Here is a 13,000-nt window from a genome sequence, read left to right as displayed (position 1 = left end):
CATGGCCCGGCCGCTTGCCGACGAAGACGAGGAAAAGCCGCTCGACCCCGAGGTCGAAAAGGTGCGGAGGAAGCTCGTCCGCTTCGTCGCCATCAATCTCGGCCTGCTGTTCCTCGCCCTTATGGTGGTGATCGCGGCACTTGTCTACAAAGCGCGCAACGCGCCGCCTGCCGCCCCTCCGCTAAGCAGCGACATCCAGGTGCCGATCGGCGAGACGGTCAACGGCGACATCGTGCTGCCGGTCGGCGCCAGGGTGATCAGCCAATCGCTGTCCGGCAATCACCTGTCGATCGACGCAGAGCTGCCCGACGGCAGCCGCGCCATCTTCGTCTATGACATCACCGAGCGCCGCATCGTTGGCCATTTTTCGATCAGGAACAAATGACCGGTTTTGCCGAACACCGCAGCATTGCCACGGTCGCGCTTGTCGTCGCAAATTATGACGAGGCGATCTCGTGGTATGTCGACCAGCTGGGTTTTGTCCTCACCGAAGATGTCGATCTCGGCGGCGGCAAACGCTGGGTCACGATCACGCCGCGCAACGGGCAGGGTGCGCGCCTGCTTCTCGCCGAGGCATCCGGCGATGCGCAAAGGCACGCCATCGGCAGCCAGACCGGCGGCCGGGTCTTTTTGTTCCTCGAAACCGACGATTTTGCCCGCGACTATGCGCTGATGCTCGAAAAGGGCGTTGAGTTCCGTGAGGCGCCCCGGCACGAGACCTATGGCACTGTGGCGGTTTTCGCAGATCTCTATGGAAATCTCTGGGACCTGATCGAGCCAAAACGCTAGGCTTGCAGCGGATACTTCACCGGCGCGATCGGCAGCCTTAAGCCTAGTTGCTTTTTGCCAGCCGTCAGCCTATATCGCCGGTTCTTGAACGCGCCCATCGTCTAGCGGTCAGGACACCGCCCTCTCACGGCGGGAACAGGGGTTCGATTCCCCTTGGGCGTACCAAGTCTCTCCCAGCTCTCGGCAAACCATCAATCCGATCCATCGCCTTGGGTCGCGGCGGGTTTGGCTCATTGCCGCTTCTGGCGCAGCGGAGCCGATTGCATTAGCATTGCATCGTGGGTCTTGAGGCACAGCGTTAGCGGCGCGCAGAACGTCGCGCTGAACAGGGCAGTCGATGCCACGCGGGGAGGAGCCAGATACAGAAACTACAATCGCAAGGCGTCCATCACGCTGGTCGGCACTGCCTGGAGCCGACCTGAGCTACAGCTGCCGGCGGCGGATCGTTTTGGCGAGCTCGGCGAAGGCGCCTCTCCCTCGAAGGGTGGATGCCGGGAAGGCCCTTAGCACCGGCCAGCGAAAGCTGCGCGCGACGCACATGGCTGGGCTCTAAACGCGCCATACTCCAGTTGCAGTATCGTAGCTTCTTTGCCGTTCGAATTTCTCTCAGTCATGGCTTCGCACGATACCAAGATATGCTGCGAACGACACATCCACGGCGGGCTCAACCATTCGATCTATTCCGGCAAGCCGAAAAGTGTTTGCGCGCCTGCTATTCCTCCGAGCGGATGACTGCCCATGGCGATCATCCGCTCGGTAGTTTCTGCCTCGAACACTGTCGACGCGAGCACCGTCCGTCCCAACGGCTTGCACAGCCCCTCGATGCGGCTGACAAGATTTACAGCCTTGCCGATCGCGGTGAAGTCCAACCTGCCGGCAGTGCCGATATTCCCCCAGAGTATCTCGCCGACATGCAGGCCAATGCCATATCCGAGCTCAGGGCCGCCATTGCGGCGCCGAGTTTGGTTGAGATGATCTATCCCGGCGCGCGTGGCCTTCACGGCGCGTACCGCCGCGTCACATGCGGCATTTGCATCGCGCTCGCCAATCGGGAAAATCGCGAGGACGCCATCACCTATAAACTTGAGAACCTCACCACCAAATGCGTGCACCGCGCCGGCGACGCAATCGAACCAGGCATCAAGTACCAATACGATCTCGTCTGCATCATGAACCTCGGATAGATCGGTGAAACCTCGAAGGTCCGCGCACAGAAGCGCAGCCCGTATCGTCTCTCCCTTTACTCGACGAGAATGACCGTTGAGCACATGTGCTGCACTGCGCTTTCCCAAATATGCCTCGAGCAATGCGCGTTTCGCGGACCGTTCTGCGAGTGCGGTCATCGGAGCCGCAGCAAACCGGGAGATTTGCCGCAGCAGCTCTGACTGCGCCTCATCCGGAGTATGATCGAACGCCCACACCAAAGTCGGTGCGACACCGCCCGCTCGCTCGTCGAACACGATCGCCCGCGTCGTGCCAAGCCACTCCCGCAGCACGAGCCGGGGATCGGCATTCTGGCGGTCGGCGCCTATCCCCAAAGCCTCGACCACTTCACCCCCAGGCGCTCGCCAGAGCCAGATGCGGCGTGAGATAATCGGGTCGGGAGCATCCTGCGCCAGCGCGCCGGCGATGATCGGCAAGCCGTCTTCAATCAAATGCGTTGAGAGCTGCAATAGAAGTCGCCCACCGTCGCCAATATGCGCGGCGTCGTCCAGAAGGAATGAAAGCGACTTTGCGAGAAGCATGGGTAGAAGGTCACTCAGCACCGGCTTATGCTTACGCCTCGAACATCTTCTTGCAACTCCCCACATTCGCTTCAATCATGCAGGTATTCGCTGCGGATGTGACCTGGAGTGAGCGATGGCGGAATCGGTTTACACAGAGATTGAGGTCGCGGCGCCACAAGCGACCGTGTTCGCGCTTTTGACGGATCCGGACCAGATTGTGCGATGGATCGGGACCGAAGCGAATTTGGATGCAACGCCGGGCGGTCTGTTCCTCGTCAATGTCGGTGGTCGCCATATGGCGCGCGGTGAGTTCACCGAGGTGATCCCGGTCCACCGTCTTGCCTACAGTTTTGGCTGGGAAGACAACGAGACCGTGCCGCCCGGCTCCAGTCATGTCGAGATCGACCTGATCGCGAGGGATGCGGGGACACTGATCCGCTTCACGCACAGCGGACTGCCGAACGCAAAGGAGCGTGACAGCCACCGAAGGGGATGGGAGCACTACCTCTCAAGGCTCAAGATCACTGCCGATGGGGGACATGTCGATCCCGACGTGCCGATGAAGAATATGTGATTTTCATCTAAGGGCCGCGGATGCCCGTAATCCGAACCAGGCGCGGCATGCGTCAACGAGGCCCCCTTTGACCTGCCGTCGCCAAACCGGCCGCTCGGGAAACCCAGCGACCTGCGGGCCGCCGCACCATTACAGCTGCCGGCGACGGGTCGTTTCAGCGAGCTCGGCGAAGGCGTCCGCGATCTCGGTGCCGCTCTTGGCGCCTGCGTGGAGTTCTTGAAACTCAGCGCTTCTGGCGCAACGCCTCGGATTGAATTAGCATCCGTTCATCAAAGCTCCGGCCGCACTCCTGCAGGATGCGGAATGCGGAGCGCAGGCGAGCGAGGCCGGGCGCGGTCACATGCCAAGCGCGACTGGGCATCCGAACTTCCGTTCGGCGGCAAGACGGCGTGGCCGGGAGGAGTCAGATGCAAAAGCTGCAATCGCAAGGTGTTCATCACATCACGCTGGTCGGGGCCGGGCGCCAGACTTCCATCGATTTCTGGGAGGGCGTGCTTGGCATGCCTTTCATCTTCGAGCAGCCCAATCTCGATAAGGCGAGCGAAAGCCATCTCTATTTCGATCCGGGCGACGGCCGGCTGATCACCGTCTTCACCGACGAAAGCCGCACGCCGGTCAAGCGGCGCACGCCGACCGACACCGGCTGCGTCCATCATATCGCTTTCGCGGTGTCGCGCGTCACCTTTCTGCAGGCGGTTGCCCGGCTCGACGAGCGCGCCATCAAGCACAGCGGCGTCAAGGATCGCGGCTTCATGGACTCGATCTATTTCGAGGATCCGCTCGGCCTGCTGATCGAACTCGCCTCCTACCGTTTCGAACCGCCGGCGGGCTTCACCCATGCCGACGTGCTGATGCAGGCGCACAAGATCCGCGTCGCGCGCGGCGACTACAACATCGCCGAAGTGCACCTTGCCGATGCGATCCAGGCGCTTGTCGAGCGCTCGCGCACGACCTTGTCGGAGGATCGCGCACCGAAAAATCCATACTGACGACACGCCGAACAAAGGGAGGATACAATGGCGAAGACAGCAACCAAGAGTGCCACGAAGCCCGCCGCCAAGGCAGCCAGGCCAGGAGCGAAGCCGGCGGCCAAAGCCGCCGCCAAGTCAGCGGCGAAAGTGGCAAAGCCGGCGGCCAAGGTCTCCGCCAAGAAGCTGGCGCCGAAGGCCAAGGCGAAACCGGCGAAAAAGCCCGCGCTCTCGCTCAGCATGCTGAAGCCCAGCGTCAACAATATGAGCGTTCGGGTGTTTGCACGCGCCGCCGGGCTCGACCATTCCGAGACCGACGTATGGGGTCTCACGCGCTCGCCGGAATACATGGCGCGAAACCCGGCCCATCTTACGCCGATGATCGAGGACAAGGGCCTGCCGAGAGGTGTCTTGTGGGAAAGCTGCGCCATTATGCAGTACCTCGCCAACAAGCACGGGCTGGAGAAACTATATCCCAAGGCGCCGGCCAAGCGGGCAATGATCGACAGTGCCATGTTCTACCTGATCGGGACGCTCTACCCCTATGTGGCGCGCGCCACATATCCTGTGCTGAATTTCCCGCAATATGCCGGCGAGGTCGGCCACAGCGACGCTCATCCCGACAAGAAGTCGGAAGCCCAGAAGGCCGCTATAGAAGCGATAGCCGAGCCGCTGGAGGTGTTTCACAGCTTCTTCAGGAACGGCAAGCCGTTCATCGGTGGCAAGAACCCGTCGATCGCCGACATCCGTCTGGCGGCGACGCTCGAATTCCTCGCCGTCATCGACTATGCGCTGCCCCAATGGGCAAAAGACTATATGGCGGCGATCGAGAAGAAGCTCGGCAAGGCCTATGCCGAGCCGGCCGGCGACGTGCGCGGCTATATCGCCTATGTGAGGTCGCAGGCCAACGCCTGAGTCACATGCCAATAGCGGTCGTCCGCACGTCTGCAGGAGCCGGTAATGAACTGGGGATTTTTTTAATCTCCCCTGTTTGCACGATGTCGGGAGCTTAAGGTTTCGTTAACCTAAACCCTTTCTACTGAATCCACCTCCAGCCCGCGACCACGGATGTACTGGCGCGGATGGGAAGCAAAGGTCGGCTGCGCGCCGGCCTTTTGCTTATTTCAGCCCCTGCCGAAGTTGCGCCAGACGGCGTTTCACGACGCCTGCATGGCTGATGAAACGCGTCGCCGCCATCTTGTCATCGCCGCTGTCGGCCCTACCATCGAAGTTCGTCCCGTCCTCGAGGGCGGTTCAAGGACAGAGGCCCTGCCATGAAAAGCATTGCTGGAATGATCGTGATCGCAGGCGCCATGCTGGTGGGCGCAACCGGTCAATCGAATGCAGCGACGCTCAACACCATGCCCGAGGTCGGGGCTGCCATCCAGGCGTGCTGGACCCCTCCGGCGAATGCCGGGAATTCCACCGTCACCCTGAGCTTCAGCTTCAGGCGCGATGGCACGCTGATCGGCCGGCCCAAGCCGACCGCCATCCGCGTCGCCGGCGAGGAGAAGATGCGCCAAGCTTTTGTCGACGCCGCGGTCGCGGCCGTGGACCATTGCCTGCCGTTGAGCTTTTCACCGGCGCTGGCTGAAGGCATCCCGGGCAAGGTGTTCACTCTGCAATTCAACTCGCCCAAACAAGAACAGGCTGCACCGCGAGTGAAGGCTTCGCCTTGATCTTTTCCGACAACCGGATTCCACTTTTCGGGACCTAATGCATGTCGCGCAAAAGCGTGCAGCGGTTTTGCGACAACGACATGCATTAGACAAGAACCTAAGCGCGTCGCATGACGCCCGGTCGACCGCGATGCGCTTTAGTGGCGCCTTCGTCTCGCCTCGACATGTCGCGCCAGTTCCGGCACCTCGAAGACATAGTCGCTCCAAGCCGATTCCGGTATCTGGCCGGCGAGATAGCACTCCAGCAAAAGCCTCTGCTCGTGGTCGAGTGGCCTCGGTGCGCGTTCATGGTCCAACCAAAGTGAATGGAACAGATTCCTGGTCAGGTCCGCGACAGTGAAGTGGATCGACATTTGCGGTCTCCTCCTTTGGCCGCTCAACGCCGATCCCAGGGCTAAGGTTTCAGCGACGGCCGGCCGGTAACGCCGGATTGATCGCGATGCCGAACCCGCCGCGCGCATCAAACTTCGCCGTGGCGGGCGTCCGCCGGCGTTGCTGCCGGTTCGTCTCAATCTTGAAATAAAAATGTAATATTGAATTTACACGAGTCGATCTAATACACTAGAGCTAAAGTCTATGGTGGCGGTTTGATCTACTTCAATTAGGAAAAACTGATTTAGCTAGTACTTATCCATAGTCGACAAAGAAATCCTGTTCTCGGTGCAACAAGGATGATGGTCGTTCCAATGACACGCTTCTGGCCCCTCACGATTCTGATGCTGGTGTCGGCAATAGCCGTTGCGCTCGGCACATCCTTCTCCTACGCGGATAGCTGCGGTGCCATCAGGAGCCAATTGCTTTCGGCGGGGCGCAGCGGCGGGACCAGCCCCGAGCTTGCCCAACTGCGCCGGCAACTCGCCGCGATTCAAAAGCTTGAGAGACAACGCAGATGCGCAGCGAAAACCGCCGGCTTCTTCTTCAATCCCTGCGCCGACCTGGTCAGCAGCAAGGCGGAGGTGCAACGGCAGATCGCCAGACTGTCGAATTCGAGCAGGGACACGTCCGGACTGAAGGCCAGGTTTGTCGCGCTGGGCTGCGCCGCCCCCGCTGCCAAGAAACAGCCGGCGCAGCAACGCACGGCACCCAAGGCCCAGTCCGCAGGCACAACAATTGGCGGCAATCGGATGCTGTTTTGCGTTCGCTTGTCGGACGGATATTTCTTCCCCGCGCCAAAATCGCAGTTCGCCAAGAGCGACGATCAGAAGGAAACGGTCGATCAGTGTCGCTACATCTGCGACGATGCCGGCGTCGACCTCTATACGCTGAGCGACGCCACTCGCGAGACCGAGGAGATGGTCGCGCTCGAGTCGGGAAAACCCTATGTGGAGCTACCTGCCGCGTTCCGGTACCGCGACGACGCGAACTTCAAGGCCTGCGACGTCAAGCGCTATTACCGGCGCGTCGCCGAGCTCAGGGCACGAACCGTGACACCGGCCAACATGACCAACGCCATCATACCGTTGCCGACGGCAAAGCCGGATCTTGGCGTCGTCGCGGAAATTCCTGAATCCGGGATCGAAACCGCCGGTGCCGCTCCGGCAGAGGCAAAAACGCAGGCTGCCGAAGTGCAGGGGGCTGCCCAGCATCAGTCGATCGAAAGAGCGATCGGCGCGCGGCCGGTGAGAGTGGTCGGGCCGGCCTTTTTCCCGGCGGACTGACCAGGGCGGGCGATGTTCCGAGAGGGCTGGCCGGATAGCCGCTTCAAGGCCTGGAGCCGTGCGCATCGACCGACGTCGGCTGGTTATTCGCAGACCATGCGGGCCCGTTTACCGGGCTCGCTGACATTCTTGCAAGTTAGCGGCTTCGTCGGCTCCGGCGACAGCATGGGCGGGTTGTTGGTGACCCTCCTCCGAGGCGTTGCAACGGAAGCCGCGCTCCTGCGCACCGCCGGCCTTTTCGGCGTTTGCGGCGCCACTGGAAAGACGTCGGTCTCCAGTTGCGACTGTTCGGCTTGCGCCTGCGGCGAAGGCCTGTCCCAGAAACGGCGAACATCGAGCGGCTTGGGAATGATGACGGTGCCGTCATAGCTGCGCGCGCAGCCGCTTCCCAGAGGCAGCGCCAGGCACAGGAAGACAGGCAGAATCCGTCGAGACATCAGCAATACCCCTGCAAGCTTATAACGCTGCTTCGGCCTAACCGACAACCGGCGGAATAGGGCGAAGGGAGTAGATACCGTGAAGTAGAAGTCGTCGCACTTCCAGTGGAAGGCGTTGCTCGAAGATCGAGCGCCGGGTCGGGCGCGGATGGAGGTCCAGCGCGAGTTAGAACCTTGCGATTCGTCAACGCTTCCAGCGTAAGGCCATGGTGCGATCGCACCATACCAAAGCCGCGCTCAGTGGCGACAATGGGATATTCGAAGTTCCGCTCCTCCAGTTACGGGCGGGAGCAGCGACCGCCGGCAAGAAACAGGGTCAGATTTACCCCAACGGACCTGTTTCGGCGATGGCGCGGCCATGACACGTTCTGGCTGCATGCAACGCGCTCCCGTCCGGCTTTTTTCTTTTAAAGCCGGTGGCTGCGATCGCCGAGCAGACGATGCCGGCCGGAATTCACGCAAGCTGCTGATTCCAGCGGCAAACCGCGGCCCATGCCGACAAAAGCCCGCGGCCGCTCCTTCTTAACCCGGCTGGACGTCGTTACCGGAGCGACATGAAACTGTCATGCGACTGTAATAATCGGGGGCTATTGGCCTCAGCGGGCGCCGGAGGAATGGCGCCGAGAGACCATATTCCGAACAGGAGCAGGCCACATGAGACATTTCATCCGCTCGGCGGCCGTTGCGATTGCAATGGCTGCGGCGACGACCACCCTCACCCTGTCCGCCGCGCTCGCCGCGGACATCTCCGGCGCCGGCGCCACCTTCCCCTACCCGATCTATGCGAAGTGGGCCGACACCTACAAGAAAGACACCGGCGTTGGCCTTAACTACCAGTCGATCGGTTCCGGCGGCGGCATCAAGCAGATCAAGGCCAAGACCGTTACCTTCGGCGCTTCGGATGCGCCGCTCAAGGGCGACGAGCTTGAAGCGTCCGGACTGGCTCAGTTCCCGATGGTGATGGGCGGCATCGTTCCCGTCGTCAATCTCGAGGGCATCAAGCCGGGCGAGTTGGTTCTCGACGGCCCGACGCTGGCCGACATCTTCCTCGGCAAGATCACGAGCTGGGATGACGAGGCGATCAAGAAGCTCAATCCCGACGTCAAACTGCCTTCGCAGGCGATCGCGGTCGTTCACCGTTCGGATGGTTCGGGCACGACGTTCAACTTCACCTATTACCTCGGCGACGTCAGCGCGGACTGGAAAGAAAAGGTCGGCGTCGACAAGGCCGTGGAATGGCCGGTCGGCATCGGCGCCAAGGGCAATGAGGGCGTTGCCAACAATGTCTCCCAGACCGGCGGCGCGATCGGTTATGTCGAATATGCCTACGCCAAGCAGAACAAGCTCACCCACACCGATATGATCAACAAGGACGGCAAGAAGGTCGAGCCCACCGCGGCGGGGTTCTCGGCGGCAGCGGCCAATGCCGACTGGAGCTCGCAGCCGGGCTATGGCGTCATCCTCGCCAACGAGCCGGGCGCCGAGTCCTGGCCGATGACGGCGGCAACGTGGATCCTGCTCTACAAGAAGCCGGATGATGCCGCGACCACCGGCGAAGCGCTCAAATTCTTCGCCTGGGCATACGACAAGGGCGACGAGATGGCCGGCGAGCTGGACTACGTTCCGATGCCCGACAAGGTGGTTGAGAGCGTCAAGGCCATGTGGGCCAAGGAAGTCGTCGGCGACGACGGCAAGCCGCTCTACTCGGCTATGTAATCTCCTCCAGGGAGGGCGTCGACGGCGCCCTCCCTGTTGCCTTTAATCGCGAGGACCCAATGACCATCGCTTCCGATGCCGTGCCATCAGCTGCAGCAGCCCGGGCCAGGGAAGCTACTGTGCGGCGCTTCGCGCTCACAGATGCCATATTCCGCGGACTCACCCGCGCTTCCGCAATTCTTGTGCTGGTCATCCTCGGCGGTGTCGCCATCTCGCTGTTTGCCGGCTCATGGCAGGCGCTGTCGTCGTTCGGTTTTTCTTTCCTGACGACTGAGAGCTGGAATCCCGTTACGGAAAAATTTGGCGCACTGGCGCCGATCTACGGCACGCTGGTGACGGCGGCCATTGCCATCCTGATCGCGGTTCCGATCGGCATCGGCATTGCAATCTTTCTCACCGAGCTCTGCCCGCGCCCGCTCAGGCGTCCTATCGGCATAGCGGTCGAGCTGTTGGCCGGCATTCCTTCGATCATCTACGGCATCTGGGGCCTGTTCGTGTTCGCGCCGTTCCTGCAGACGACGATACAGCCCTTCATCATCAACATCTTCCACGGCGTGCCGGGACTATCCAGCCTTTTCGCCGGCCCTCCTTACGGCATCGGCCTTCTGACCTCGGCGCTGATCCTCGCCATCATGGTGCTGCCCTTCATCACCTCGATCACCAAGGACGTCTTCGATACGGTGCCGGCGGTGCTGAAGGAATCGGCCTATGGCATCGGTTGCACGACCTGGGAAGTGACCCGGCGCGTGGTCATTCCCTATACCCGCATCGGTATCATGGGCGGCGTCATGCTTGGCCTCGGCCGGGCACTCGGCGAAACCATGGCGGTGACTTTCGTCATCGGCAACGCACATCGCATCAGTGCCTCCCTGTTCGCGCCGGGCACGACGATCTCGGCGACCATCGCCAATGAATTCACCGAGGCCGACGGCGACCTCTACACCTCCTCGCTGGTTTCGCTCGGCCTGATCCTCTTCGTCATCACCTTCCTGATCCTCGCCGCCGCCCGCTATATGCTGATGCGGATCGACGCCCGTACGGGAGCCTGACCGATGTCGACATCCTCATCGCTCCACAGCCGCCGCAAAGCCAGGAATTCGGTGATGATGGCGCTTTGCGTCGTCGCCGCCGGCATCGGGCTTGCCTGGCTGGCGCTCATTCTCGGCGCGTTGGTCTATAAGGGCACAGCCGGGCTTTCGCTCGCGGTCTTCACCGAGATGACGCCACCACCGGGCGAGGCCGGCGGCCTGCTCAATGCCATCGCGGGCAGCCTGCTGATGACGATCATCGCCGTTGTCGTCGGCACGCCGGTCGGCGTGCTGGCGGGAACCTACATGGCCGAGTATGGACGCTTTTCGCGCATCACCACCGTCGTCCGCTTCATCAACGACATCCTGTTGTCGGCGCCGTCGATCATCATCGGCTTGTTTGTCTATGAGCTGATGGTACGGCCAATGGGGCATTTCTCGGCCATTGCCGGCGCCGTTGCGCTTGCCATCCTGGTCATTCCGGTGGTCGTGCGCACCACTGAAGACATGCTCAACCTGGTGCCGAACGCGTTGCGTGAAGCCGGTGCCGCGATCGGCGCGCCGCGCTGGGTGGTGATCCGTTCGGTCGCCTACCGCGCCGCATTGTCCGGCATCGTCACCGGCATATTGCTGGCGATAGCACGCATTTCCGGCGAGACGGCGCCGCTGCTCTTCACCGCGCTCAACAACCAGTTCTGGAGCAGCAATATCAACGCGCCGATGGCCAGCCTGCCGGTGACCATCTTCCAGTTCGCTCTCAGCCCTTACGAGGAATGGCAGCAACTGGCGTGGACCGGCGCACTCATAATCACCCTGACGGTTCTGGGCTTGAGCATCCTCGCCCGCAGCCTTACCGGACGCAGAGAGGACAGATGACACAGATGTTGTCCCCAGACATGACGATGGCCGAAACGGTCGCCGAGAAGACGAAGATCGAGGTCAAGAACCTCAACTTCTACTACGGCCAGAGCAAGGCGCTGAAGGACATCAGCCTGTCGCTGCCTGAGCGCAGTGTCACGGCCTTCATCGGCCCTTCGGGCTGCGGGAAATCGACGCTGCTGCGTGTGTTCAACCGCATCTATGAGCTCTACCCAAAACAGACGGCCGAGGGCCAGGTGCTGCTCGACGGCAAGAACATTCTCGACCGGTCGCAGGATCTCAACCTCCTCAGGACCAAGATCGGCATGGTGTTCCAGAAGCCGACGCCGTTCCCGATGTCGATCTACGAGAACATCGCCTTCGGCGTCAGGCTCTACGAGAACCTCGGCAAGTCCGAGATGGACGGCCGCGTCGAACAGGCGTTGAAGCGCGCCGCGCTGTGGAGCGAGGTCAAGGACAAGCTCAACGCCAGCGGCTTGAGCCTGTCCGGCGGCCAGCAGCAGCGGCTCTGTATCGCCCGCACCGTGGCGGTGAAGCCGGAAGTCATTCTGCTCGACGAACCGGCTTCGGCGCTCGACCCGCTGTCGACTGCCAAGATCGAGGAACTGATCGACGAATTGCAAGCCGACTACACGATCGTCATCGTCACCCACAACATGCAGCAAGCGGCGCGCGTGTCGCGCCAGACGGCCTTCATGTATCTGGGTGAACTGGTCGAGTTCGACCGGACCGAGAAGATATTCACGTCGCCCCGCGAGAAGCGCACGCAGGACTACATCACTGGCCGCTTCGGCTGAGCCGTTCCGATCATGCATATGAGGACAGGACCATGGGCGAACACACAGTCGCTTCTTTCGACGAGGATCTCGAGCAGATCAGCAAGCTGATCCGCGACATGGCCGACCTCGCCGGTTCGATGGTCGGCGGGGCGACCAAGGCGCTGTTGAATTCCGACAACGTGCTGGCGCAACGCGTCGTTTCCGACGACGCCATCATGGATGCGCGTCAACGCGAACTGGACGACCGCGCCATCACCCTGATCGCCAAACGCCAGCCGATGGCCCACGATCTTCGCCATGTGGTCGGAGCGATCCGCATGGCGGGCGACCTCGAACGCATCGGCGACCTTGCCAAGAATATCGCCAAGCGCGTGAGTGCGGTCGGCCTCAGCGCCACGCCGCGGGACCTGTCGCATTCCATCGACGCGATGGCGCAGCTGGTTCTCATCCAGGTGCAGGGTGTCATCGAGGAATATGCTGCAGGCGATGCGGCCGCGTTGGCCAAGCTGCGTGCCGCCGACGAGCGCATCGACGTCAAATACACGTCCGTGTTCCGCGAGCTGTTGACCTACATGATGGAAGATCCGCGCAACATCACCGCTTGCACGCACCTGCTGTTCTGCGCCAAGAATCTGGAGCGGATCGGCGACCATGTCACCAACATCGCCGAAAATGCGTATTATGTGCTGACCGGCGAGCAATTGCCGGTCAATCGTCCGAAGCAGGACGAAACGACAATGTCCGCACCGGTGACATGATGGGGGTG

15 protein-coding genes and 1 tRNA gene are annotated in these 13,000 nt (G+C 61.6%); 13 read left to right on the top strand and 3 right to left on the bottom strand.

The annotated features are described in order from the left end of the window. Position 1: 1 nt before the first annotated feature. The 3 genes from NKH41_RS25580 (at position 2) to NKH41_RS25570 (ending at position 954) form a co-directional block, all read left to right on the top strand. Positions 2 to 385 carry a fimbrial protein gene (locus NKH41_RS25580; RefSeq protein ID WP_352540246.1) on the top strand — a complete coding sequence of 128 codons (384 nt, stop codon included), beginning with the start codon at positions 2 to 4 and terminating at the stop codon, positions 383 to 385. Further along, the gene (locus NKH41_RS25575) at positions 382 to 789 is read left to right on the top strand and encodes a VOC family protein (RefSeq protein ID WP_352768220.1); all 408 of its coding nucleotides are present in this window, start codon (positions 382 to 384) and stop codon (positions 787 to 789) included. Before NKH41_RS25580 ends, NKH41_RS25575 begins: the two co-directional genes overlap by 4 nt. A 90-nt stretch (positions 790 to 879) precedes the next feature. After that, positions 880 to 954: transfer RNA gene (locus NKH41_RS25570), tRNA-Glu, on the top strand. Between the two features lie 512 nt (positions 955 to 1,466). Here NKH41_RS25570 and NKH41_RS25565 read toward each other — a convergent pair. After that, positions 1,467 to 2,534, bottom strand: coding sequence for an adenylate/guanylate cyclase domain-containing protein (locus NKH41_RS25565; RefSeq protein ID WP_352703759.1), 1,068 nt, complete (start codon positions 2,532 to 2,534; stop codon positions 1,467 to 1,469). A gap of 115 nt (positions 2,535 to 2,649) precedes the next feature. Between NKH41_RS25565 and NKH41_RS25560 the strand changes: the two genes are divergently transcribed. The 4 genes from NKH41_RS25560 to tolA all read left to right on the top strand — a co-directional run bounded on the left by NKH41_RS25560 (position 2,650) and on the right by tolA (position 5,737). After that, entirely contained in the window at positions 2,650 to 3,090 is a 441-nt protein-coding gene (locus tag NKH41_RS25560) for an SRPBCC family protein (RefSeq protein ID WP_008873905.1), read from the top strand. A 407-nt stretch (positions 3,091 to 3,497) separates the two neighbouring features. Then, positions 3,498 to 4,079: a VOC family protein gene (locus NKH41_RS25555; protein ID WP_352540244.1), complete on the top strand. Its 582-nt coding sequence runs from the start codon at positions 3,498 to 3,500 to the stop codon at positions 4,077 to 4,079. A gap of 27 nt (positions 4,080 to 4,106) precedes the next feature. Beyond that, positions 4,107 to 4,973, top strand: coding sequence for a glutathione S-transferase family protein (locus NKH41_RS25550; RefSeq protein ID WP_352771909.1), 867 nt, complete (start codon positions 4,107 to 4,109; stop codon positions 4,971 to 4,973). Positions 4,974 to 5,332: 359 nt separating this feature from the next. Beyond that, on the top strand, positions 5,333 to 5,737 hold the full coding sequence (gene tolA, locus NKH41_RS25545; RefSeq protein ID WP_352934542.1) for a cell envelope integrity protein TolA: 405 nt from the start codon (positions 5,333 to 5,335) through the stop codon (positions 5,735 to 5,737). Positions 5,738 to 5,874: 137 nt separating this feature from the next. Here tolA and NKH41_RS25540 read toward each other — a convergent pair whose 3' ends face one another. Next, positions 5,875 to 6,090, bottom strand: a complete 216-nt coding sequence (locus tag NKH41_RS25540) for a hypothetical protein (RefSeq protein WP_352768213.1) — start codon at positions 6,088 to 6,090, stop codon at positions 5,875 to 5,877. A 333-nt stretch (positions 6,091 to 6,423) separates the two neighbouring features. Between NKH41_RS25540 and NKH41_RS25535 the strand changes: the two genes are divergently transcribed. Next, the gene (locus tag NKH41_RS25535) at positions 6,424 to 7,395 is read left to right on the top strand and encodes a DUF2865 domain-containing protein (RefSeq protein ID WP_352771911.1); all 972 of its coding nucleotides are present in this window, start codon (positions 6,424 to 6,426) and stop codon (positions 7,393 to 7,395) included. A gap of 83 nt (positions 7,396 to 7,478) precedes the next feature. Here the strand turns inward: NKH41_RS25535 and NKH41_RS25530 are convergent, their stop codons facing one another. Further along, on the bottom strand, positions 7,479 to 7,832 hold the full coding sequence (locus NKH41_RS25530; protein ID WP_352451139.1) for a hypothetical protein: 354 nt from the start codon (positions 7,830 to 7,832) through the stop codon (positions 7,479 to 7,481). Between the two features lie 654 nt (positions 7,833 to 8,486). Between NKH41_RS25530 and pstS the strand changes: the two genes are divergently transcribed. The 5 genes from pstS to phoU are packed head-to-tail and all read left to right on the top strand — an operon-like array spanning position 8,487 to position 12,992. After that, entirely contained in the window at positions 8,487 to 9,548 is a 1,062-nt protein-coding gene (gene pstS / locus NKH41_RS25525; RefSeq protein WP_352771913.1) for a phosphate ABC transporter substrate-binding protein PstS, read from the top strand. A 59-nt stretch (positions 9,549 to 9,607) separates the two neighbouring features. Beyond that, positions 9,608 to 10,597 (top strand): phosphate ABC transporter permease subunit PstC, encoded by a 990-nt coding sequence (pstC, locus tag NKH41_RS25520; protein ID WP_352771915.1) that lies wholly within the window; start codon positions 9,608 to 9,610, stop codon positions 10,595 to 10,597. A 3-nt stretch (positions 10,598 to 10,600) separates the two neighbouring features. Then, entirely contained in the window at positions 10,601 to 11,452 is an 852-nt protein-coding gene (pstA, locus tag NKH41_RS25515) for a phosphate ABC transporter permease PstA (protein ID WP_352471130.1), read from the top strand. Continuing rightward, positions 11,449 to 12,252, top strand: coding sequence for a phosphate ABC transporter ATP-binding protein PstB (gene pstB, locus NKH41_RS25510; protein WP_352451144.1), 804 nt, complete (start codon positions 11,449 to 11,451; stop codon positions 12,250 to 12,252). Before pstA ends, pstB begins: the two co-directional genes overlap by 4 nt. Positions 12,253 to 12,284: 32 nt before the next feature. After that, positions 12,285 to 12,992 carry a phosphate signaling complex protein PhoU gene (gene phoU / locus NKH41_RS25505; protein ID WP_023678534.1) on the top strand — a complete coding sequence of 236 codons (708 nt, stop codon included), beginning with the start codon at positions 12,285 to 12,287 and terminating at the stop codon, positions 12,990 to 12,992. Positions 12,993 to 13,000 lie beyond the last annotated feature (8 nt).

The organism is Mesorhizobium sp. M1169, assembly GCF_040318345.1.
Classification (GTDB): domain Bacteria; phylum Pseudomonadota; class Alphaproteobacteria; order Rhizobiales; family Rhizobiaceae; genus Mesorhizobium.
This window is presented reverse-complemented; position numbering and strand designations above follow the sequence as displayed.